The organism is Streptomyces sp. NPDC005551 (genome assembly GCF_042871785.1).
Taxonomy (GTDB): Bacteria; Actinomycetota; Actinomycetes; order Streptomycetales; family Streptomycetaceae; genus Streptomyces.
Genome location: NZ_JBIAJE010000008.1, coordinates 298,275 through 319,821 on the forward strand (window position 1 = coordinate 298,275; position 21,547 = coordinate 319,821).

Annotated in this window: 18 protein-coding genes; 8 read left to right on the forward strand and 10 right to left on the reverse strand. The window is 72.8% G+C overall.

What is annotated here, in order from left to right; translation table 11 throughout:
* The 8 genes from ACFYP4_RS24455 to ACFYP4_RS24490 are packed head-to-tail and all read right to left on the reverse strand — an operon-like array spanning window position 1 to window position 7,301.
* Window positions 1-1,992 (reverse strand): NADH-quinone oxidoreductase subunit L, encoded by a 1,992-nt coding sequence (locus ACFYP4_RS24455; protein ID WP_388787994.1) that lies wholly within the window; start codon window positions 1,990-1,992, stop codon window positions 1-3.
* Window positions 1,989-2,381 (reverse strand): NADH-quinone oxidoreductase subunit NuoK, encoded by a 393-nt coding sequence (gene nuoK, locus ACFYP4_RS24460; protein ID WP_388787997.1) that lies wholly within the window; start codon window positions 2,379-2,381, stop codon window positions 1,989-1,991. The genes ACFYP4_RS24455 and nuoK overlap by 4 nt, the downstream gene beginning before the upstream one ends.
* Window positions 2,381-3,085 carry an NADH-quinone oxidoreductase subunit J gene (locus ACFYP4_RS24465; protein ID WP_388788000.1) on the reverse strand — a complete coding sequence of 235 codons (705 nt, stop codon included), beginning with the start codon at window positions 3,083-3,085 and terminating at the stop codon, window positions 2,381-2,383. Before ACFYP4_RS24465 ends, nuoK begins: the two co-directional genes overlap by 1 nt.
* Window positions 3,082-3,840: a NuoI/complex I 23 kDa subunit family protein gene (locus tag ACFYP4_RS24470; protein ID WP_388788003.1), complete on the reverse strand. Its 759-nt coding sequence runs from the start codon at window positions 3,838-3,840 to the stop codon at window positions 3,082-3,084. The genes ACFYP4_RS24465 and ACFYP4_RS24470 overlap by 4 nt, the downstream gene beginning before the upstream one ends.
* A complete protein-coding gene (locus ACFYP4_RS24475; RefSeq protein WP_358850932.1) occupies window positions 3,840-4,808 on the reverse strand; it encodes a complex I subunit 1 family protein in 969 nt (322 codons plus the stop codon). The genes ACFYP4_RS24470 and ACFYP4_RS24475 overlap by 1 nt, the downstream gene beginning before the upstream one ends.
* A complete protein-coding gene (locus tag ACFYP4_RS24480; RefSeq protein ID WP_388788006.1) occupies window positions 4,805-6,283 on the reverse strand; it encodes an NADH-quinone oxidoreductase subunit C in 1,479 nt (492 codons plus the stop codon). The genes ACFYP4_RS24475 and ACFYP4_RS24480 overlap by 4 nt, the downstream gene beginning before the upstream one ends.
* The gene (locus ACFYP4_RS24485; protein ID WP_358850934.1) at window positions 6,280-6,882 is read right to left on the reverse strand and encodes an NADH-quinone oxidoreductase subunit B family protein; all 603 of its coding nucleotides are present in this window, start codon (window positions 6,880-6,882) and stop codon (window positions 6,280-6,282) included. The genes ACFYP4_RS24480 and ACFYP4_RS24485 overlap by 4 nt, the downstream gene beginning before the upstream one ends.
* On the reverse strand, window positions 6,873-7,301 hold the full coding sequence (locus ACFYP4_RS24490; protein WP_358850935.1) for an NADH-quinone oxidoreductase subunit A: 429 nt from the start codon (window positions 7,299-7,301) through the stop codon (window positions 6,873-6,875). The genes ACFYP4_RS24485 and ACFYP4_RS24490 overlap by 10 nt, the downstream gene beginning before the upstream one ends.
* A 234-nt stretch (window positions 7,302-7,535) precedes the next feature.
* Here ACFYP4_RS24490 and ACFYP4_RS24495 point away from each other — a divergent pair, with 234 nt between their 5' ends.
* The 5 genes from ACFYP4_RS24495 (at window position 7,536) to ACFYP4_RS24515 (ending at window position 14,969) form a co-directional block, all read left to right on the forward strand.
* Entirely contained in the window at window positions 7,536-8,747 is a 1,212-nt protein-coding gene (locus tag ACFYP4_RS24495; RefSeq protein ID WP_358850936.1) for a sensor domain-containing protein, read from the forward strand.
* 479 nt (window positions 8,748-9,226) lie between these two features.
* On the forward strand, window positions 9,227-10,594 hold the full coding sequence (locus ACFYP4_RS24500) for a sensor domain-containing protein (RefSeq protein WP_358850937.1): 1,368 nt from the start codon (window positions 9,227-9,229) through the stop codon (window positions 10,592-10,594).
* A 418-nt stretch (window positions 10,595-11,012) separates the two neighbouring features.
* On the forward strand, window positions 11,013-11,672 hold the full coding sequence (locus ACFYP4_RS24505; protein WP_358851027.1) for a response regulator transcription factor: 660 nt from the start codon (window positions 11,013-11,015) through the stop codon (window positions 11,670-11,672).
* A gap of 293 nt (window positions 11,673-11,965) precedes the next feature.
* Window positions 11,966-13,897, forward strand: coding sequence for a 2-oxoacid:acceptor oxidoreductase subunit alpha (locus tag ACFYP4_RS24510; RefSeq protein ID WP_358850938.1), 1,932 nt, complete (start codon window positions 11,966-11,968; stop codon window positions 13,895-13,897).
* On the forward strand, window positions 13,890-14,969 hold the full coding sequence (locus ACFYP4_RS24515; protein ID WP_388788011.1) for a 2-oxoacid:ferredoxin oxidoreductase subunit beta: 1,080 nt from the start codon (window positions 13,890-13,892) through the stop codon (window positions 14,967-14,969). Before ACFYP4_RS24510 ends, ACFYP4_RS24515 begins: the two co-directional genes overlap by 8 nt.
* A gap of 37 nt (window positions 14,970-15,006) precedes the next feature.
* On the opposite strand, the gene ACFYP4_RS24520 is transcribed toward ACFYP4_RS24515, so the two are convergent.
* Window positions 15,007-15,411, reverse strand: a complete 405-nt coding sequence (locus ACFYP4_RS24520) for a winged helix-turn-helix transcriptional regulator (RefSeq protein ID WP_388788013.1) — start codon at window positions 15,409-15,411, stop codon at window positions 15,007-15,009.
* A gap of 92 nt (window positions 15,412-15,503) precedes the next feature.
* Between ACFYP4_RS24520 and ACFYP4_RS24525 the strand changes: the two genes are divergently transcribed.
* From ACFYP4_RS24525 to ACFYP4_RS24535, 3 genes are all read left to right on the forward strand, one after another.
* Window positions 15,504-16,361: an SDR family oxidoreductase gene (locus tag ACFYP4_RS24525; RefSeq protein WP_358850941.1), complete on the forward strand. Its 858-nt coding sequence runs from the start codon at window positions 15,504-15,506 to the stop codon at window positions 16,359-16,361.
* 131 nt (window positions 16,362-16,492) lie between these two features.
* Entirely contained in the window at window positions 16,493-17,491 is a 999-nt protein-coding gene (gene rarD / locus ACFYP4_RS24530) for an EamA family transporter RarD (RefSeq protein WP_388788017.1), read from the forward strand.
* A 134-nt stretch (window positions 17,492-17,625) separates the two neighbouring features.
* Complete coding sequence (locus tag ACFYP4_RS24535) at window positions 17,626-18,573, forward strand: M28 family metallopeptidase (RefSeq protein ID WP_358850943.1); 948 nt, start codon at window positions 17,626-17,628, stop codon at window positions 18,571-18,573.
* A 112-nt stretch (window positions 18,574-18,685) separates the two neighbouring features.
* Here the strand turns inward: ACFYP4_RS24535 and ACFYP4_RS24540 are convergent, their stop codons facing one another.
* The gene (locus ACFYP4_RS24540; protein WP_388788020.1) at window positions 18,686-20,815 is read right to left on the reverse strand and encodes a hypothetical protein; all 2,130 of its coding nucleotides are present in this window, start codon (window positions 20,813-20,815) and stop codon (window positions 18,686-18,688) included.
* Between the last annotated feature and the right edge of the window lie 732 nt (window positions 20,816-21,547).

Below are 21,547 nucleotides of genomic sequence, written 5' to 3' on the forward strand. Positions count from 1 at the left end.
TCACGCTCCCGTGGCGACGAGGAGGACGGCGACCGTCAGGACGACGGTGCCGGCGAGCAGCGCGCTCACATAGGTCTGCACATTGCCGGTCTGGGCGCGCCGTGCGGCCTCGCCGAGCCAGCGGGGAAGGGCGCCCGCACCGCGTACGTAGGTGTCGACGACCTCACGGTCCAGGAAGCGGACGAGGGTGGCTCCGGCCTGGACGGGGCGGACGAACAGCGTCGTGTACACGGCGTCGAGGTGGAAGCCGGCGGCCGCGTGGCGGTGCAGCGGGCCGAGCAGGAGACGGCCCGGGTCCGCCGGGTCCGGTGCGGAGGCGATGTCTCCGTAGGCGGGCGTGTGGCCGGCGATGGCCTCGGCCTCGACCAGTCCGGCGTCGCCCTCGGGGTGGGCCGCGACCGCGCCCAGGGGTACGGGGGCGGCCGTGGCGGTGGTGTGCCGCCAGGCGCCGTAGGTGACGAGACCGCCGACGAGGGCGAGTCCGGTGGCCAGGACGGAGGTGGTGAGCACCGGCGCCAGATCACGTCCGTCGAACCAGGCGGGCAGCGGGCCGTACGCCAGTCCGAAGGCGAGCGACGGGACGGCGAGCACCCACAGCACCACGGTCATGGTCAGCGGCTGCCTGCCGTGGTCGGGGGCCTCGGTTCCCCGGCCGTTGAAGGCGAGCAGCCACAGGCGGGTCGCGTACGCGGCGGTGAGCACGGCGGTGACCAGGCCGGCGACGAGGACGATCCAGCCCGCGGCGCCGGGGGCGTGCTCGGTGTGGCCGGTGGCGACGTGCTCGGCGGCCCCGAGGACGGCTTCCTTGGAGAAGAAGCCGCTGAAGGGCGGGATCGCGGCGAGCGCGAGCAGCGCCACGGTCATCGTCCAGTAGGCGTCGGGGATGCGGACGCGCAGGTCCTTCATGCGGGACATGGTGGCCAGCGAGTTGGTGCCGGAGGCGTGGATGATCACGCCGGCGGCGAGGAACAGCAGCGCCTTGAAGGCGCCGTGCGACAGGAGGTGGAAGACGGCGGCCCCGCGGTCGGCGACGGCGAGGGCGCCGGTCAGGTAACCGAGCTGGCCGATCGTCGAGTACGCGAGGACGCGCTTGATGTCGTCCTGGGCGAGGGCGGCGAGTGCCGAGCCGGTCATGGTGACCGCGGCCATCACGGCGAGGACGACCATCGCGGCCGTGGAGGCCTCGAAGACCGGGAGGAGCCGGGCGACGAAGTAGACACCGGCGGCGACCATGGTCGCGGCGTGGATGAGTGCGGAGACGGGCGTGGGGCCGGCCATCGCGTCGGGCAGCCAGGTGTGCAGCGGGAACTGCGCCGACTTGCCCGCCACGCCCGCGAGGAGCAGCAGGGCGATCAGGGTCGGGTGGTCGAGTCCGCCGCTCGCGACGGTGCCGAGGATCTTCGTGATGCGGAAGGACCCGGCGTCGGTGGCGAGTGCGAACAGGCCGATCAGGAAGGGGACGTCGCCGAGCTTGGTGACCAGGAAGGCCTTGAGGGAGGCGGCGCGCGCCTCGGGGGTCTCCCAGTAGTGGCCGACCAGGAAGTACGAGCAGATGCCCATGATCTCCCAGCCGACCAGCAGCACGATCAGGTCGCCGGAGTAGACGACGAGCAGCATCGCGGAGGTGAAGAGGGAGACGAGAGCGGCGTACGAGGGGTAGCGGGGGTCGTCGCGCAGGTAGCCCGTCGAGTAGATCTGCACGCAGGACGCGACGAGGCCGACCAGCACGGCGACGAGGGCGGCGAAGCCGTCGATGTCCAGGGCGAGCTCGATGGGGACCGAGCCGGTGGGCGTCAGTTCGGTGACGGCTTCCACGGCCCGGTCGCCGCCCTGGCGCACGGCGACCAGCACGGCGACGACGAGCGCCGCGAGGGTCGGGAGCACGGCGAGGGGGCGTACGAAACCGGGGGCCGTCCGGCCGAGGAGCAGGCCGGCCGCGGCACCCAGGAACGGGAGGAGGGGGACGAGGACGGCGAGGGTGGTCGTGGTCACGCGGTGGCCTCAGCCTTCTCGGCCGTGGTCGGCGCGGCGGTTTCGGGTCCTTCGCCGTCGGGGCCGTCGCCGGTCTCGGCGGTGTCGCGGAGCTTGTCGATGTCGGAGGTGCCGCGGTTGCGGTACACGGCGAGGACGATCGCCAGTCCGATGCCGATCTCGGCGGCGGCGACGGCGATGACGAACAGGGTCAGTGCCTGGCCGGAGTGCAGGGTGTCGCGGGCGGCCTTGGAGAGCCAGACGTCGAAGGCGACGAGGTTCAGGTTGACGGCGTTGAGCATCAGCTCGACGGACATCAGGACCAGGATCGCGTTGCGGCGCGCGAGGACTCCGTACAGGCCCGTGCAGAAGAGGAGGGCGGAGAGCACGGCGGGATAGGCGAGGTGCATCAGCGGTTCCCTTCCTTGCCGGACGGCTGCTCGCCGGCCGTCGCCCGGCCGGGGGCCGGGCGGTTCGGGGGGAGGGTTCCGGAGGGCCGGGGCGCGCCGGGTTTCGGACGGGCCGGGAGCGCCTCTTCGGCGGCGGTCTTGCGGGAGAGCACGATCGCGCCGACGAGGGCGGCGAGCAGCAGGACGGAGAGGGCCTCGAAGGGAAGCACCCAGTTCTGGAAGAGGCTCTCGCCGGTCGTTTCCGTGGAGCCCTCGGCGGCGCCGTCCAGGTCCATCCAGGTGGTGCGGAAGGCGTCGACGACGACCCAGACCAGGGCACCGGCCGCTGCGACGGCCACGGCCAGGGCGGCCCAGCGGTTGCCGGAGTCGGCGTCCGGTGAGCGGCCGATGGGAGCCCGGGTGAGCATCAGACCGAACAGGAGCAGGACGACGACCGACCCGACGTAGATGAGGACCTGCACCCAGGCGATGAACTCGGCCGTGAGGAGGAGGTATTCGACGGCGAGGCCGCCGAGCGCGACCACCAGCCAGAGGGCGGCGTGCACCAGCTGCCGGGTGGTGACGGTCACGATCGCGGCGCCGAAGGTGACGAGGCCGACGAGGAGGAACGCGATCTCGACGCCGGTCGGGGAGAGGAAACCGTGGCTGCCGGCGGCGGTCGTGGCGCGTGCTGCGGCGGCGGCGGTGGCTGCTGCGAGGCTCACGACTGGGCCTCCCCGGAGTCGGTGGGTCCGGCCGTCCGGTCGGGAGCGGCTCGGTCGGCCTGCGGGGCCGGCTCGGTCGGCTGAGTCTGCCCGGCCTGCCCGGCGCCTCCGGCCTGCCTGGCGCCTCCGGCCTGCCCGGCCTGCCCGGTCCGCTCGGCCAGCCCGGCCTGCTCAGCCTGCCCCGCCTGGGCGGCGGGCCCGGCCTGCTCGGCCTGCTCGGCCTGCTCGGCCTGCTCGGCGGCGAGTTTGTCGGCGGTCTTGCGGGCGGCGGTGATCTCCTTCGGTTCCTCGGCGGCGGGGTCGAGGGCGGGCGGGGCCGGGACCGTCCACATCCACTCGCGGAGTTTGTCGCGCTCGTGGGTGAGTTCGTGGATGTCGGTCTCGGCGTACTCGAACTCCGGTGACCAGAACAGCGCGTCGAAAGGACACACCTCGATGCAGATGCCGCAGTACATGCACAGGGCGAAGTCGATGGCGAAGCGGTCGAGGACGTTGCGGCTGCGCTCACGGCCGCCGGGCGCGGCGGGCGGGACCGTCTCCTTGTGGGAGTCGATGTAGATGCACCAGTCGGGGCACTCGCGGGCGCACAGCATGCAGACCGTGCAGTTCTCCTCGAAGAGGCCGATGACGCCGCGGGTGCGGGGCGGGAGTTCGGGCTGGGCGTCCGGGTACTGCTCGGTGACGGTCTTCTTCGTCATCGTGCGGAGGGTGACGGCGAGGCCCTTGGCCAGGCCGGCGCCGGGAATGGGGGCCACTAGGAGATCACCACCTTGACGACGCCGGTGAGGGCGATCTGGGCGAGGGCGAGCGGGACGAGGAGGGTCCAGGCGAGTTTCTGGAGCTGGTCCTCGCGGAGACGGGGATAGGTGACGCGCAGCCAGATGACGACGAAGGCGAGGATCGCGGTCTTCAGCAGGGTCCAGACCCAGCCGAGTCCGTCGGCACCCCACGGGCCGTGCCAGCCGCCCAGGAAGAGGACGGTGGTCAGGCCGCACAGGACGACGATCCCGGCGTACTCGGCGAGGAGGAACAGCGCGAAGCGCAGCCCCGTGTACTCGGTGTACGCGCCGAAGATGATCTCCGAGTCGGCGACGGGCATGTCGAAGGGCGGGCGCTGGAGTTCGGCGAGACCGGCGACGAAGAAGACGATCGCGCCGACGATCTGCCAGGGCAGCCACCACCATTCGAAGGCGTCGACGATGCCGGGGAGCGAGACGGTGCCCGCCGCCATCGCGACGGACGCCGCGGTGAGCAGCATGGGCAGTTCGTACGCGAGGAGCTGGGCCGCCGTGCGCAGACCACCGAGCAGGGAGAACTTGTTGGCCGACGCCCAGCCCGCCATGAGCGAACCGAGGACGCCCACGCCCATGACGGCCAGGACGAAGAAGATGCCCGCGTCGACGACCTCGCCGACGGCCCCTTCTCCCGGGCCGACCGGGATGGCCAGGAGGACGAGGAGGTACGGGAGGAGGGCGACGGCGGGTGCGAGCTGGAAGACGCGGCGGTCCGCCCCGGCCGGGACGACGTCTTCCTTCTGCGCGAACTTCACTCCGTCCGCGACCAGTTGGGCCCAGCCGTGGAAGCCGCCTGCGTACATCGGGCCCAGGCGGCCCTGCATGTGGGCCATCACCTTGTGCTCGGTCTGACCCACGATCAGCGGGAAGGTCAGGAACACGACGAAGACGACGAGGAGTCGCAGGGCGACGTCGAGAGCGTCGTTCACTGCGGGCCTCCTGTGGGGTCGTCCTTGGCGGGGGTCGCTCGTCGGGGGGACTCCGGACCGGGCTGGTCGCCGGGCTCGGGCTCCGGCTCGGTACGTGCGCCGGAATCGGGCTCGTCACCGGTACGTGCGCCGGGTTCAGCCCTCGGGCCGGACTCGGGCGTCGGCTCCGGTTCCGGCCTCGTGCCCGACTCCGGTTCCGCTTCCGGCCTCGTGCCCGAATCGGACTGCGGCTTCGGACCCGACTCCGGTTCAGGCTTCGGACCCGACTCCGGTTCAGGCTTCGGACCCGGCTGGGACTCGGCATCCGTCCCTGCGCCGGCGTCCTTGTCGGCGTCGGACGGACGGTCCGGCTCACCCTGCGGCCGGGCCCCGGCAGGCGTCACAGCCTCGACGCCGGTGTCCGTACCGGCGTCGGCGCCCGGCTCGTCACCGGCACCCGAGTCGCCGAAGGCCGGTCGGGCGTGGTGCCACGGGGCGTCCGCGCTGCGCGGGGCTCTCGCGGGCCTCGACCCGGCAGGGAGCGACGGCGGCGTCCCCTCCTCGGGAAGCTTCCCCGCGTTCCCGGGGACCTTCCCCGCCTCCGCGGCCGGACCGGCGGCGGACCGACCCGCGGCGGCCGGACCACCGGCACCCGTCGGACCAGCGGCGCCTGCCGCACCACCGGCACCCGCGGCTGAGTCTCCGGTACCGGCCGTTCCGGCGGCCGGACCAGCCGGAGCCTGCTGGCTCGCCGACCCGCCGCTCGCGCTGCGCGCCCTCCGTGGCGCGGGCGAAGGCCCGGCGGTGGACGGCGCCGGGGCTGCCGCGGACTGGCTCGCCGAGCCCTCGTCCGTCGTACGGGTGCGGCGGGCCGGGCGGTCGCCCGCCGCGCGGGCGGCGCCCCGGGAGGGGCGGGCCGGGGCAGGCGGGAGCTGGCCCTTGAGAGGGCCCCACTCATTGGGGTCGGGGACGCCGGGCGGCAGCATCTGGCGCCGCTTGGGGCCGCCGTGGTCCGACTCGCCGGGCTCCTTCGCGCCGGGCCAGGCCTTGGCGACCCGCGCGGCGAGCACGAAGTCCTTGCGCAGGGGGTGACCCTCGAAGCCCTCGGGGAGCAGGAGCGGGTCCAGGCCGGGGTGGCCCTCGAAGTCCACGCCGAACATTTCGTGGGTCTCGCGCTCGTGCCAGCCGGCGCCCGCGTAGACGTCGACCGCGGACGCCAGGACCGGCGCGGTGTGCGGGACGGTCGTACGGAGGAGCAGGCGGCGTACCGGGGACAGCGCCACGACGTGGGCCGAGACGCACAAGCCCGTGCCGGGTTCGTCGACGGCGCTGAGCCAGTCGAAGTACGTGCATCCCAGCGTGTCGCGGGCCGTCCGGAGGGCGGCGGTCCAGGACGCGGGCGGTACGTCGACGGTGAGGAGCGCGTACGACTCCTCGGCCGTGGCGTCGGGGCCGAACAGGTCCTCGGCGGGGGCGGGGAGCCAGCCGACGGTCATCGGGATCGGCCCTCCCCCGCGGCCGGTGGCCGCACCGGACCGCTCTGGAGCGCGGCCGTGGAGGGACGGTCCGTGCCGTACCGCTCGCTCAGCGACTCGCGGGCGATCTTCTCCTGGAGCTTCAGGATCCCCTGGAGCAGGGCCTCGGGACGCGGCGGGCACCCGGGGACGTACACGTCGACGGGGATGATCTGGTCGACGCCCTTCGTCACGGAGTACGAGTCCCAGTACGGGCCGCCGCAGTTGGAGCAGGCGCCGAAGGAGATGACGTACTTGGGCTCGGGCATCTGTTCGTACAGGCGTTTGACGGCCGGTGCCATCTTGTCGGTGACCGTGCCGGAGACGACCATCAGGTCGGCCTGGCGGGGGCCGGGCGCGAAGGGGATCACGCCGAGGCGGATGAAGTCGTGCCGGGCCATCGACGCGGCGATGAACTCGATCGCGCAGCAGGCGAGGCCGAAGTTGAAGACCCACAGGCTGTAGCGGCGGCCCCAGTTGAGGACCACCTTCATCGGCTCGGGAGCCAGCCGGGCGAGGGCGCCCAGCCTCTTCGGCTCGGGCAGCAGTACCGGCTGGGCCGGCTCCGGGGTCACGTCCATGTGAGGACGCCCTTCTTGTATGCGTACAGCAGGCCCACGGCGAGGAAGCCGAGGAAGAGGAACATCTCCACGAGCGTCGCCGCGCCGAAGCCGGGGCGGGCGAAGACGGTCGCCCACGGGAACAGGAAGATCGAGTCCACCGCGAAGATCACGTACAGGAAGGCGTACACGTAGTAGCGGACCTGGGTGTGGGCCCAGCCCTCGCCCACGGGGTCGACGCCGCACTCGTACGTCAGGAGTTTCTCGGGGGTCGGCACGATGGGCCGCAGCAGTCGTCCGGCGCCGAACGCGACGGCGACGAACAGCACGCCGACGACAGTGAGCAGTCCGACGACCGAATAGGACTGGAAATAGTCCGACGCGACCACGGTCGCGGTCTCCACGCCCCCGGTCCCGGCGGCAACGGTCGGTTCCGGCACGTCCGCCCCTCGCTCTCTGACCTCGTGGTCCTTCGTGAACCTCGCGTTCGACGATCTGTACGCACGGGAGTCTAGGGCCTGCTAAAGAACCCGTAAGCAGCCCGTCACGCCTTGGCATGGGCAGGACGGCCCCCGGGGAACCACCGGGGAACCGCCGGGGGTGGGGTTTTCCCCCGTGGATCGTGGCGGCCCACCTCATGGCGCCGGGGCGCGCGGCCGGGCACGCTGACGCATATGACCGAACGCATCACGACCACCGGCGCCCCGGACGGGCCGACGTCCGACGACGGGCTGCTGCCGCCCGCCCGCCTCGCCCTGCACCGGCAGACGTGGAAGGAGATCGCGCATCTCCTGGCCAATCTGCCGGTCTCGATCCTCGGCTTCACGTACGTCGTGACCGTGATGTCGGTCGCCGCGGGCCTCACCGTGACGGTCGTCGGGCTGCCGCTGCTGGCGGGCGGGCTGATGGGCGCGCGGCTGCTGGGCCGGGCCGAGCGGGCGCGGGCACGGGCGCTGCTCGGTGTGCGGATCGACGAGCCGAGCCCCCTGCCGATCGCCGGGTCCGGGTTCTTCGGCCGGCTCTGGTCGGCGCTGAAGGACCCGGTGGGCTGGCGGACGACGCTGTACGAGTTCATCCGGCTGCCCTGGGGCATCGCGACGTTCGCGATCACGGTGGTCGCCTTCTTCGTGCTGTGGCCGGTACTGCCGTTCATCACGCGGGCGCTGACCAACGTCGACCGGGCGCTGGTGCGCGGGCTGCTGTCCCCGTCGGACGAGCTGGAGCGGCGCATCGCCGAGCTGGAGTCGGACCGCGGGGTGGTGGTCGACACGGCGGCGGCCGACCTGCGGCGCATCGAGCGCGACCTGCACGACGGGGCGCAGGCCCGGCTGGTCAACCTCGCGATGGGGCTCGGCCTGGCGAAGGAGAAGCTGCTGGAGGGGCAGGCCGACGAAAGTGTCGCGGTGATGGTCGAGGAGGCGCACGGCGAGGTGAAACTTGCCCTGCAGGAGCTGCGCGACCTGGCCCGCGGGATCCATCCGGCGGTGCTGACGGACCGCGGCCTGGACGCGGCGCTGTCCGCGATCGCCTCGCGGTGCACGGTGCCGGTGAAGGTGACGGCCGACCTGATGGAGCGGCCGGCCGCGGCCATCGAGGGCATCGCCTACTTCACGGTCTCCGAGCTGCTCCAGAACGTGAGCAAGCACAGCGCGGCGCGTTCGGCGTCGGTCGACGTGTGGCGGGCGGACGAGCGGCTGCTGATCCAGGTGTGGGACGACGGCCGCGGCGGGGCCCGCCTCGACGGCGGTACGGGCATGGCGGGCCTCGCGGACCGCCTGGGCGCGGTGGACGGGCTGTTCCTCGTCGACTCGCCGGAGGGCGGTCCGACCACGGTCACGGCGGAGCTGCCGTGGCGGGACCGGGAGCCCGCCGCGTACCGGGGGTGACCACGACCACGCCCCGCCCGCGGACGGGACCGGGGTGGCCGCACCTGCGCGGCGGGCCGCCGGAGCCGGGAGGGACGGCGGCGCGAGAGTCCGCTGCGACCGGCCAGGAGCCCAGGAACCGCTGCGACCCGCCGCCAGGGGCGCCAGGAACCGGCAGGCGCAGGTTTCCCGCGGGGACGCCGCGGGGACGCCGCGGGGACGCCCGTCTTCGACCCGGCCGCGGTGGTCGCGCCCGCCCATCAAGCGGTCGCGGAAACCGCCACCGCCTGTCCGCGGACGTGTCCCGGCGCTGACCGCCCGCGCCGCCGAAACCCGGTCACCGTCGGGGCCGAGGTGGGGAAAACCCCCGGTCCAAGACGCCGATGGCCTCCATGGTCCGCGGACCCGCGGCCGAGCAGGGTGGAGGTACGACGGGGACAGAGCCCCTCGGCCCACTGACCGGACGAGCAGAACCGGACGAGTAGAAACGGACGAAGCCGATGGCCACGGACTACGGACAGGGATACGGACCGCACAGCGGGCCCGGATTCCACGGGGCGGGTACCGAGGGCCGGCCGCATCGGCTTCCGGTGGCGCTGCGGGCCCCCGTCGAGGCGCGCAGCTGGCGCGAGTTCGGTTATCTGATGCTGAGCCTGCCGATCGCGATCGCCGGTTTCGTCTGGACGGTCACGATGGTCTCGCTCGGCGCGGGCCTGCTGATCACCTTCCTGGGTGTCCCGGTGCTGGCGGCGGCGCTGGCCGGGGGCCGCGGGTTCGGGGCGCTGGAGCGGGCCCGGGCGCGGGCGCTGCTCGGCCTGGAGATCGCCGACCCCGAGCCGCTGCGCCGGGGCGGCAAGGGTCCGATGGCGGCGGTGGGGGCGCTGCTGAGGAGCGGCACGTCCTGGCGGCACCTGCTGTACACGCTGCTGCACTTCCCGTGGGCGGTCTTCGCGTTCTCGGTGGCGCTGTCGTTCTGGGCGTACGGGTGGGCGATGCTCACGTACCCGCTGTGGTTCTGGCTCTTCCCGCTGTACGGCGGGCAGGGCGGGCTCCAGCTCTACGGGGACGAGGGGCACAGCGTCTATCTGGACAACCCGTTCGAGATCGGGGTGACGGCGCTGGTGGGGCTGCTGTTCACGCTGGCGACGCCCTGGATCGTGCGGGCGCTGACGACCGTGGACCGGCTGATGGTGCTGGGGCTGCTGGGCCCGTCGAAGCTGGCGACCCGGGTGGTGGAGCTGGAGTCGGACCGGGGCGTGGTCGTGGACACGGCCGCGGCGGACCTGCGGCGCATCGAACGCGACCTGCACGACGGGGCGCAGGCCCGGCTGGTGGCGCTGGCCATGGATCTGGGGCTGGCCAAGGAGAAGCTGTCCGAGGACCCGCGGGAGGCGGCGCGGATGGTGGACGAGGCGCACGGCGAGGTGAAGACGGCGCTCCAGGAGCTGCGGGATCTGGCGCGCGGCATCCACCCGGCGGTGCTGACGGACCGCGGGCTGGACGCGGCGCTGTCGGCGGTCGCCTCGCGGTGCACGGTGCCGGTGCGGGTGGAGGTGGACCTGCCGTCCCGGCCGGCCCCCGCGATCGAGGGGATCGCGTACTTCACGGTCTCGGAGCTGCTGCAGAACATCAGCAAGCACGCGCGGGCGACCGGTGCCACGGTCGACGTGTGGCGGGTGGAGAACCGGCTGATGCTCCAGGTCTCGGACAACGGCGTGGGCGGCGCGGAGCCGTCCGCGGGGTCGGGGCTCGCGGGTCTCGCGGAGCGGCTCGACGCGGTGGACGGGATCCTGGTGGTCGACTCGCCGGCGGGCGGGCCGACCCGCGTCACGGCGGAGCTGCCCTGGCGGGGGCAGCGGCTCTCCTGACCGGCACTCGCGTCGCCGGTCTCACGGCGCCGAGCAGCAGGTGCCCGGTGGCGTCCCGGGAGGCGGACAGCACGGCAGGCCCGGCATCGACGCCGGGCCTGCCGTCGTTCCCCGTGCCGGCTGGTTTCGGTACCGGGATCCGGCCGGGTTCGGCCGGGCCTGCCGTCGTTCCCCGCGCCGGCTGGTTTCGGTACCGGGATCCGGTCCCGGGTTCGAACGGCACAGGGTGGCCCCCCTCCCTGTTCCGGGTGCGGATTCGGCAGGCTCGGGCGCGGCCCGGTTCGAATGCTGGAATGCTGGGGCCGTCGTACGAGAAACGGACGGGCCGGGGCGCGAGGCGACCGGCGTGTGCGGGGTGGAGAGAACCGGCGTGGGCCGGGCACAGGCTGTGGGGGGCCGAAGAATCGTGGAGGACAAGGTGCGGGTGGTCATCGCCGAGGATTCAGTGCTACTCAGGGAGGGCCTGACCCGGTTGCTGACCGACCGCGGGCACGACGTGGTGGCCGGTGTGGGCGACGCGGAGGCGCTGATCAGGACGATCACCGAGTTCGCGGACCGGGGCGAGCTGCCCGACGTGGTGGTGGCCGACGTGCGGATGCCGCCGACGCACACCGACGAGGGCGTGCGGGCGGCCGTGCAGCTGCGCAAGCGGTATCCGGGGCTCGGCGTGCTGGTGCTGTCCCAGTACGTGGAGGAGCAGTACGCCACCGAGCTGCTGGCCGGTTCCAGCCGTGGTGTGGGCTATCTGCTCAAGGACCGGGTAGCCGAGGTGCGCGAGTTCGTGGACGCGGTGGTGCGGGTGGCCCGAGGGGGCACCGCGCTGGACCCGGAGGTGGTGGCGCAGCTGCTCGGGCGCAGCCGCAAGCAGGACGTGCTCGCGGGGCTCACGCCGAGGGAGAGGGAGGTCCTGGGGCTGATGGCGGAGGGGCGCACCAACTCGGCCGTCGCGCGGCAGCTGGTGGTCAGCGACGGCGCCGTGGAGAAGCACGTCAGCAACATCTTCCTGAAGCTCGGGCTGTCGCCGAGCGACGGCGATCACCGGCGTGTGCTCGCGGTCCTCACCTATCTCAACACCTGACGGCCGGCACTGTGTCAGTTGTCCAGCGCCGGTCGAGCCGGCGGGTGTGCAGTACGAAGCCGGGCGTCCGCGACCCGCACAGGCACGAGAACCGAAGGACGGCAGGGGACTTCCTCACGTAGAGCGCCGGGGGGCGAGCAGACCATGGCACAAAAGGGCGTCCGGGAATTCCGGAGTCGAGACCATCATGCGAATGGCCGAGGGAAGGCGACCCTTACAGACGTAGGGTTGATCCTGGGAGGGTCGGCGGGACGACCGTTCCCAGACAGCCGCCTCGAGGGAGGTCCAGTTCAGTGACCAGCCAGGTCAGCAGTCCAGCGGAACAGGCCGACGAATCCGTCGTGGGAGAGCAGCGCAAACCGGCGGGCGCCAAGGACGTACGCCGCCTCGATCGCGTCATCATCCGCTTCGCGGGCGACTCCGGTGACGGTATGCAGCTCACCGGCGACCGCTTCACCTCGGAGACGGCGTCCTTCGGCAACGACCTGTCGACGCTGCCGAACTTCCCGGCCGAGATCCGCGCCCCCGCGGGGACGCTGCCGGGCGTCTCGTCCTTCCAGCTGCACTTCGCCGACCACGACATCCTCACCCCCGGCGACGCGCCGAACGTGCTGGTGGCGATGAACCCGGCCGCGCTGAAGGCGAACATCGCCGACGTGCCGCGCGGCGCGGAGATCATCGTCAACACCGACGAGTTCACCAAACGGGCGATGGCCAAGGTCGGCTATGTGACGAGTCCGCTCGAGGACGGCTCCCTGGACGGTTACAGCGTCCACCCCGTCCCGCTGACGACGCTCACGGTCGAGGCGCTCAAGGAGTTCGACCTGTCCCGCAAGGAGGCCGAGCGCTCGAAGAACATGTTCGCGCTGGGCCTGCTGAGCTGGATGTACCACCGGCCCACCGAGGGCACGGAGAAGTTCCTCAGGACCAAGTTCGCGAAGAAGCCCGAGATCGCCGCGGCCAACATCGCCGCGTACCACGCGGGCTGGAACTTCGGCGAGACCACCGAGGACTTCGCGGTCTCCTACGAGGTCGCCCCGGCGGCGCAGGCGTTCCCGACGGGCACCTACCGCAACATCTCCGGGAACCTGGCGCTGTCGTACGGGCTGATCGCGGCCTCGCGCCAGGCGGATCTGCCGTTGTACCTGGGCTCGTACCCGATCACGCCCGCCTCGGACATCCTGCACGAGCTGAGCCGGCACAAGAACTTCGGCGTGCGCACCTTCCAGGCCGAGGACGAGATCGCGGGCATCGGCGCGGCGCTGGGGGCGGCCTTCGGCGGTTCGCTGGCGGTGACCACGACGTCCGGGCCGGGTGTGGCGCTGAAGTCCGAGACGATCGGGCTGGCCGTCTCCCTCGAACTGCCGCTGCTGGTCGTGGACATCCAGCGCGGCGGCCCCTCGACGGGCCTGCCGACCAAGACCGAGCAGGCCGACCTGCTCCAGGCGATGTACGGGCGCAACGGCGAGGCCCCCGTGCCGGTCGTCGCCCCGAGGACACCCGCCGACTGCTTCGACGCCGCCATCGAGGCCGCCCGGATCGCGCTGACCTACCGCACCCCGGTCTTCCTGCTCTCCGACGGCTACCTCGCCAACGGCAGCGAACCCTGGCGCATCCCCGACACCGACGAACTGCCCGACCTGCGCGTGCAGTTCACGCAGGGGCCGAACCACACCCTGGACGACGGCACCGAGGTGTTCTGGCCCTACAAGCGTGACCCGCAGACCCTCGCCCGGCCCTGGGCGGTCCCCGGCACGCCGGGTCTGGAGCACCGGATCGGCGGCATCGAGAAGCAGGACGGCTCGGGCAACATCTCCTACGACCCGGCCAACCACGAGTTCATGGTCCGCACCCGGCAGGCCAAGATCGACGGCATCGACGTCCCCGACCTCGACGTCGACGACCCCGGTGACAGCGCCGACACCCTGGTGCTGGGCTGGGGTTCGACCTACGGGCCCATCACCGCCGCGGTCCGGCGCCTGCGCACGGCCGGTGAGAGCATCGCCCAGGCCCACCTGCGCCACCTCAACCCGTTCCCGCGGAATCTCGGCACCGTCCTGCGGCGTTACGACAAGGTGGTGGTCCCCGAGATGAACCTCGGTCAGCTCGCCACGCTCGTCCGGGCGAAGTACCTGGTCGACGCGCACTCGTACACCCAGGTGAACGGCATGCCGTTCAAGGCCGAACAGCTCGCCACGGCGCTCAAGGAGGCCATCGATGGCTGAGACGTCCACGGAAGCCACGGGCACGGTCGAGGCGCTTTCCCTCGTGCCGAAGGCCGAGGCCAGGCAGTCCATGAAGGACTTCAAGTCCGATCAGGAAGTGCGCTGGTGCCCGGGCTGCGGCGACTACGCGATCCTGGCCGCCGTGCAGGGCTTCATGCCCGAACTCGGCCTGGCCAAGGAGAACATCGTCTTCGTCTCCGGCATCGGCTGCTCCTCGCGTTTCCCGTACTACATGAACACCTACGGGATGCACTCCATCCACGGCCGCGCCCCCGCCATCGCCACCGGGCTCGCCTCCTCCCGCCAGGACCTCAGTGTCTGGGTCGTCACCGGCGACGGCGACGCGCTGTCCATCGGCGGCAACCACCTCATCCACGCCCTGCGCCGCAACGTCAACCTCAAGATCCTGCTGTTCAACAACCGGATCTACGGGCTCACCAAGGGCCAGTACTCGCCCACCTCCGAGGTCGGCAAGATCACCAAGTCGACCCCGATGGGCTCGCTCGACGCGCCCTTCAACCCCGTCTCCCTCGCCATCGGCGCGGAGGCGTCCTTCGTGGCACGGACCGTGGACTCCGACCGCAAGCACCTCACCGAGGTGCTGCGCCAGGCCGCCGCCCACCCCGGCACGGCGCTGGTGGAGATCTACCAGAACTGCAACATCTTCAACGACGGCGCCTTCGAAGCCCTCAAGGACAAGCAGCAGGCCGAGGAAGCGGTGATCCGCCTGGAGCACGGCAAGCCGGTCCGTTTCGGCGCGGACGGCGCGAAGGGCGTCGTGCGGGACCGGCTCACCGGCGACCTGCGCGTCGTCACCGTCACCCCCGAGAACGAGTCGCTGATCCTGGTCCACGACGCGCACGCGCCGTCCCCGACCACGGCCTTCGCGCTCTCCCGCCTCGCCGACCCCGACACCCTGCACCACACCCCCATCGGGGTGCTGCGTTCCGTGGACCGGCCGGTCTACGACACGCTGATGGCCGAGCAGCTGGAGACCGCCGTCGAGCAGAACGGCAAGGGCGACCTGTCGGCGCTGCTGGCGGGCGGCGACACCTGGACGGTCGTCGGCTGATCCCCGCGGTGCGGTACGTCCCAGCAGGCCCGGGCCCTCAGGTCCGGGCCTGCGCGTTGCCCCGGCCGGCCGCGGCCCGGGTTTCGTCGTACGCCCGGCGGGCGTCGAGGACCGCGTCCATGCAGCGCTCGGTCCACCCGGCCAGGGCGGCCACCTGCTCGGCGGCCTCGCGGCCGAGGGCGGTGAGCGAGTAGTCGACACGCGGGGGGATCACCGGCTTGGCGTCCCGGTGCACCAGACCGTCGCGCTCCAGGGTCTGCAGGGTCTGGGTGAGCATCTTCTCGCTGACGCGGCCGATGGCCCGGCGCAGCTCACTGAAGCGGTGCGGGCGCTCGCGCAGCGCGATGAGGACGAGGACCCCCCACCGGCTGGTGACGTGCTCCAGGACGAGGCGGTAGGGGCACATCGCCTCACCATCCGCCCTCTGTTCACTTACGGCCATGCCAGTACCTTACTTCAAAGTGGGTACTTTCCAATAGTTAGCGCATCTCCTAGGGTTAGTGGAGTACCCACCCCACAAGGAGTTGTTTCCGCATGAGCATCGTCGTCACCGGAGCCACCGGCCGCCTCGGCCGTCTCGTCATCGACGGGCTGCTGGAAAGGATCCCGGCCGCCGAGGTCGCCGCAGTCGTCCGCGACAAGGACAAGGCCGCCGACCTGGCCGCCCGCGGCGTCGAGCTGCGCGTGGCCGACTACAACGCCCCCGAGACCCTGGCGGGCGCCTTCGCCGCGGGCGACAGGGTGCTGCTGATCTCCGGCAGCGAGGTCGGGCAGCGCGTCGCCCAGCACCGGGCCGTGATCGACGCCGCGAAGGGGGCGGGGGTCGCGCTGCTGGCGTACACCGGCGTCCTGGGCGGCCCGGACGCCGACTTCCTGCTGGCCGCCGAGCACAAGGAGACCGAGCAGGCGATCCTCGGCTCCGGGCTGCCGTACACCTTCCTGCGCAACGGCTGGTACCACGAGAACTACACCGAGAACCTGGCCCCCGTCCTGGCGCACGGTGCCGTCGTACAGAGCGCCGGCGACGGCCGGATCGCCTCGGCCTCGCGCGCCGACTACGCGGCCGCGGCCGTCGCCGTACTGACCGGCGAGGGACACGAGAACACGACGTACGAACTCAGCGGCGACACCGCCTGGAGCTACGCCGAGTACGCGGCCGAGCTGAGCCGGCAGACCGGCAGGGACATCACGTACGACGACGTGTCCGCCGAGACGCACCAGGGCATTCTCGTCGGCGCCGGGCTGCCCGAGCCCTTCGCCGCGATCCTGGTGGACGTGGACCGTGCCATCGGGCGCGGGCTGCTCGCCCGCACCAGCGGTGATCTGGCCCGCCTGATCGGACGCCCGGCCACACCGGTCGCGGACGCCATCGCGGCGGCCCTCAGGGCCTGACGGACGCGCCACCCTCCGGCGCCCCCCTCGCCTGTCATGACCGTATGGCGATACGGGCATGACAGGCGAGGGTGCCCGGCGCTACCGTCGGGGAGGCTGCACGGAGGCAGCCGCGCAAGAGGGAGGTACCGGTGGCCGGGCAGTCGAGGGGCGAGCAGCGGACGGGCCTGTTCAACGGTTTCGCGGCGTACGGCATGTGGGGCCTCGTCCCCGTCTTCTGGCCGCTGCTGAAGCCCGCGGGGGCAGTCGAGATCCTGGCCCACCGGATGGTGTGGTCACTCGCCGTGGTCGGGGTCGCGCTGCTGGTGATGCGGCGCTGGGCCTGGCTCGGCGAACTGCTGCGGCAGCCCCGCAGGCTCGGCCTGATAGCGGTTGCCGCGACGGTCATCACCGTCAACTGGGGTGTCTACATCTGGGCGGTGAACGCCGGCCACGTGGTGGAATCCTCGCTGGGCTACTTCATCAACCCGCTCGTCACCATCGCGCTGGGCGTCCTGATCCTCAAGGAGCGGATGCGGCCGGCGCAGTGGGCCGCGGTCGGCATCGCCCTCGTGGCGGTGCTGGTGCTGACCGTCGGATACGGCCGCCCGCCCTGGATCTCGCTCTGCCTCGCCTTCTCCTTCGGGACGTACGGCCTGGTGAAGAAGAAGGTCGACCTCGGGGGCATCGAGTCCCTGGCCGCGGAGACAGCGATCCAGTTCCTGCCCGCGCTGGCCTATCTGGCGTGGCTGGGCGCCCGCGGCGACGCGACGTTCGCGACGCAGGGCACCGGGCACGCGGCGCTCCTCGCCTCCACCGGCATCGTGACCGCGATCCCTCTCGTCTGCTTCGGCGCGGCCGCGATCCGGGTCCCCCTGTCCACATTGGGCCTCCTGCAGTACCTGGCGCCCGTCTTCCAGTTCCTGCTCGGCATCCTCTACTTCCACGAGGCCATGCCGCCCGAGCGCTGGGCCGGCTTCGCGCTGGTCTGGGTCGCGCTGTCGCTGCTCACCTTCGACGCGCTGCGCACCGCACGCCGGTCGGCGCGCGCGAGGGCCGCGATCCACGCCCGCGGGAACGCCGTCACGCCGGAGACGGTCGACGTCACGGTCGACGTCACCGAGCCCTCTCCGGTATACGAACGTCCGTGACCGAATAACGCTCTTGACGCTCAGTCAGTCCCAGCTTCACCATCCAGGCACCCCATTCACCGTGGAGTCCCCGGACGCCGCTCGCTCCCCTCGTGGCGCCCCGTGGGATCTCCCTGGAATTCGGAGCCCCCCACATGAAGCTCTCCATTCCCGGGCGTGCCTCGGCGGCCTCGGTCGTCGCCGTGGCCTCGCTGCTCGTCGGCGGATCCATAGCCGGGGCGGCCCCCGCCCCCGTGGCAGCGGCCGCCGCACCCGACATCCCGGTGGCCGGCGTCAAGGCCCACCTCACCCAGCTCCAGTCCATCGCCACCGCCAACGGCGGCAACCGCGCGCACGGCCGTACCGGCTACAAGGCGTCCCTCGACTACGTCAAGGCCAAGCTGGACGCGGCCGGATTCACCACGACCGTCCAGCAGTTCACCTCCGGCGGCCGCACGGGCTACAACCTGATCGCCGACTGGCCCGGCGGCGACACCGGCCGGGTCGTCATGGCCGGGTCCCACCTGGACAGCGTGACGTCGGGCCCCGGCATCAACGACAACGGCTCCGGCTCGGCGGCCGTCCTGGAGACCGCGCTCGCCGTCGCCCGCACGAACTACCAGCCCACGAAGCATCTTCGGTTCGCCTGGTGGGGCGCCGAGGAGCTGGGCATGGTCGGCTCGCGGTACTACGTCAACAGCCTCTCCACCACGAACCGTTCGAGGATCAGCGGCTACCTGAACTTCGACATGATCGGCTCGCCGAACCCCGGGTACTTCGTCTATGACGACGACCCCGTCATAGAGCAGACCTTCAAGACCTACTTCACGGGGATCGGCGTCCCCACGGAGATCGAGACCGAGGGCGACGGCCGCTCGGACCACGCGCCCTTCAAGAACGCGGGCATTCCGGTCGGCGGCCTCTTCAGCGGCGCCGACTACATCAAGACCTCCGCGCAGGCCACGAAGTGGGGCGGCACTGCGGGCCGGGCGTTCGACGCCTGCTACCACTCGTCCTGCGACACGTCGTCGAACATCAACGACACGGCGCTGAACCGGCACTCGGACGCGCTGGCGTACGCGGTGTGGGGGTTGTCCGCGTAGGCACGCCGTGTGCGGCCTCCGGGCCGCCGGGGCGAGCCAGGCGGTGAAGCGCGGGCGTGGGCCGGCCGGCCCGCGCCCGCGCTTCACCGCGCGGGTCCGCGGACGAGCCGCCTCACCGGGCCGGTGGCCGCGGGCCGCGGGTGTACGGGTTGTCCGGCAGGGAGCGGGCGCGCTCCGCGAGACGGCCCATGCGGTTACGGGCGCTCTCCAGTTGTTCCAGGTCGTCCGCGGCGGGGCCCTCGTCGGCCGTGAGCTCCGTCCACACGCCGAGCAGATCGCGTCCGAGGTGCAGGCCCTGCAAGGGGTCGCGGACGGCCCGCCAGGCCGCGGCGGCGCTCTGCACGTTGCCGTACGCGGCACCCGGGTCGCCCTGCCGCCTGCGCAGCCGCGCCAGGTCCAGGGACAGGTGGAACGAGCGGAGCGGGTCTCCCGCCAAGTACGCGATGTACGAGGTCAGTTCGCGTAGTTTCAGCACCTCGGGGTGGTCCGGTCCCCAGGTCGCCGACGCCTCCGCGACGGTGCGCTCGGCCAGGCCGGCGGCGTCCTCTGTCCGGCCCTGCCTCACGGCCTCGTTGATCCGCGTCACGGACGCGGCGAACGGGGACGGGGGCGTCGCGTCCGCCGTACCGGCTTCCGCGGCGGGAGCCAGTACCGCTTCGGCCACGGCGTCGAACCCCCGGGCGGGCGTGGGCTTGGGATCGTGCTCCGGCTCGGGCTCCAGGGCGGGCAGGCGCGCGGGAGCCGGGCGGGGCCCTGGATTCCGGCGGAAGTCCGGCGCCCGGCGGGGCTCGGGGGCCGCGGCGGGCGCGGGGTCCTGCGGGGGCACCGGGGTTCCGCCGCGGGTCGGGGTTGCCTGCCACCCGGGGGCGGGCCGGGGCTCGGGTTCGGTCTCCGTCTCGACCATCGGGATGAGCCCGGAGGAGGGGATCACCTTCCACTCGGGCGCGAAGTAGGGCTCGTTCTCCCGCTCGAAGGGGGTGAGGGGGGCGGCGCCCGGGGCGGGGTCGCTGTCGGGTTCCTGGGACAGCGGCCGGGCGGACGGTGCCTTCGGGCCGGGCGCGGGGGCCGGGCCGAACTCGCCCGTCGGCGCGGAGACGGTACCCGGGGCGGGGGCCGGCCCGTCATCTCCGGCCGGTCCTGGCTCGGCGGCTCCCGGCAGCAGCTGCGCGGGGCCCGGCGTTCCCGAGACGGGACGGACGGCGCCCGCGGTGGACTCCGGGAGCGCCCGCAGGACGTAGGTCGCCACGGTCCCGTCGGCCCCCGAAGCCGACGCCGACGCCGACGCCGATTCCGGCTCGGGCTCGGGCGACTCGGAGGCCGCGGGCGCGGACGACGTCTGGGGCTTCGGTTCGGGTACGGCGCGCAGCGGGAACGTCGGTGCGTTCGTGACGCTCGCGGCGGGGGCGGGCGCCGGGGTCTCGTGGTCGGCGGCGAGGGGCGGTGCCGTTGGGTTCGCCGGGCGCTTGCCGGGCACGGCGGGCGCGGGCGGTATGAGGTCACCGGCGGCGGGGCCCACGGACGGAGGCGGAGGCGGAGAGGACGGTAGGGGTGGGGCCGGGGTCCGGGATTCGTCCGACGCGGGGGGAGCCGGGGCCGGCGTCTCGGCCGACGGGGACGGTTCGGAGGGGCTCGACCCGGTTGGCCTGGACGGAGCCGATGCCCCCGGCGCGGGGGTGCCCGGCGCCGGTGAGCCGGTGATGCGTCCGCCGGTGCCCGGGGCCTGGGGGGCAGGCGTCGCCGCAGACGCGGGGGCACCCGACGCGAGCGCTCCCGACACCGGTTCCGGAAGCGCCCGTAGGAGGTGGGTCGCCTTGTCCCTGGTGGGCGGCTTCGGGGCGGACGCGGGGGCGCCGGGCGCGGCGGCTTCCGGCGGAGCGGGAGCCGCGGGGGGCGCGGGGCGCGGCGCGGGCCCGAAGTTCGACGCGGGCGCGAAGTTCGACGCGGGCGCGAGGCCCGGAGCCGGCGTGCAGGCGGCGCCCGGCACGGCCGCAGGGGCCTGCGCGGGTACTCGGGGTATCTCGGGTATCGCGGTTGCCGGGGCGGGCGGCGGGGGCCCCAGACGGACCGGGTTGCCCGCGTACTCGCTGGAACCGTCGACGTACACCTGGAGCGGGACGACGTACCCGATGGTCTCGTCGTGGACCATGGTGAGCACGGGATGGCCCGTGGCGAGGGCGATGCGGTGGAGGTAGTTCAGCACGGCGTCCTGGACGGTCTCGCCGGGGCTCGCGGCGACCGGCATCCCGCCGACCGTCGCGCCCGGAATGCCTGCCGGGGCACTCCCGGACACCGCCACGGCACCCGCGGGCACTGCCTCCGCGCCGCCCCCACCGGAGACGCCCCCACCGGAGACGCCCCCGTCGGTCCGCACTGTCACGCGGACCTCGATCGGCGTCACGCCCGCGCCGGACCTCGCCCCCGGAACCGACGTCGCGGGCGCCTGCCGTCCCCGCTTGGGTTCCCGCTTGTGTTCGCGGCTGAATCGAGACATCGGTTCCCTCACTCGGGTCGGTCAGTGGAGGAAGGGGTGGCGGACGGGGCGGGCGAGGGCGCGGACGGCGGGGTCGCTGCCTCCGCCGGCGTCACCTCCGTCACGCGCCTCGGCTTGCCCGTACCCGAACGCACCAGTTTCAAAAAGCCAGCGGCCCGCCGGCCGGTCCGGGCGGCGGACGGGCCCGGTACCCGCGCGTCCGCGGCCGGTCCCCTGTTCGTACGCATCAACGCCCCCCTTCTCACCTTCACTTGGGCCCCGGCGCGGCCTGCGGAAGAATCCGTTTCGCCCGCCGCGGGCCCCCCTGCCCGACTGGACGCCGGTCGCCGGTTCGCGGTTGTGCGCCGTCGGGAACCGGTCGCCTCGAGGCCCGATCGCGTACCTGTGGTTGAGTCTCCCGGCTCACTCCCGTTTCCTGGGTCACCAGGGCGTCACAGGCTCGTCCCAGGACCCCGCGCCGCGACTCCGGGACCACCCCGGGTG

What these genes read in the sequence shown, in the direction of transcription:
- ACFYP4_RS24500 (WP_358850937.1), top strand. Translation starts at nt 9,227, where the DNA reads ATGGCCACGGACTACGGACAGGGATACGGACCGCACAGCGGGCCCGGA.
- ACFYP4_RS24535 (WP_358850943.1), top strand. Translation starts at nt 17,626, where the DNA reads ATGAAGCTCTCCATTCCCGGGCGTGCCTCGGCGGCCTCGGTCGTCGCC.
- nuoK (WP_388787997.1), bottom strand. Translation starts at nt 2,381, where the DNA reads ATGCACCTCGCCTATCCCGCCGTGCTCTCCGCCCTCCTCTTCTGCACG.
- ACFYP4_RS24485 (WP_358850934.1), bottom strand. Translation starts at nt 6,882, where the DNA reads ATGGACGTGACCCCGGAGCCGGCCCAGCCGGTACTGCTGCCCGAGCCG.
- ACFYP4_RS24525 (WP_358850941.1), top strand. Translation starts at nt 15,504, where the DNA reads ATGAGCATCGTCGTCACCGGAGCCACCGGCCGCCTCGGCCGTCTCGTC.
- ACFYP4_RS24480 (WP_388788006.1), bottom strand. Translation starts at nt 6,283, where the DNA reads ATGACCGTCGGCTGGCTCCCCGCCCCCGCCGAGGACCTGTTCGGCCCC.
- ACFYP4_RS24495 (WP_358850936.1), top strand. Translation starts at nt 7,536, where the DNA reads ATGACCGAACGCATCACGACCACCGGCGCCCCGGACGGGCCGACGTCC.
- ACFYP4_RS24540 (WP_388788020.1), bottom strand. Translation starts at nt 20,815, where the DNA reads ATGCCGGTCGCCGCGAGCCCCGGCGAGACCGTCCAGGACGCCGTGCTG.
- ACFYP4_RS24515 (WP_388788011.1), top strand. Translation starts at nt 13,890, where the DNA reads ATGGCTGAGACGTCCACGGAAGCCACGGGCACGGTCGAGGCGCTTTCC.
- ACFYP4_RS24520 (WP_388788013.1), bottom strand. Translation starts at nt 15,411, where the DNA reads ATGGCCGTAAGTGAACAGAGGGCGGATGGTGAGGCGATGTGCCCCTAC.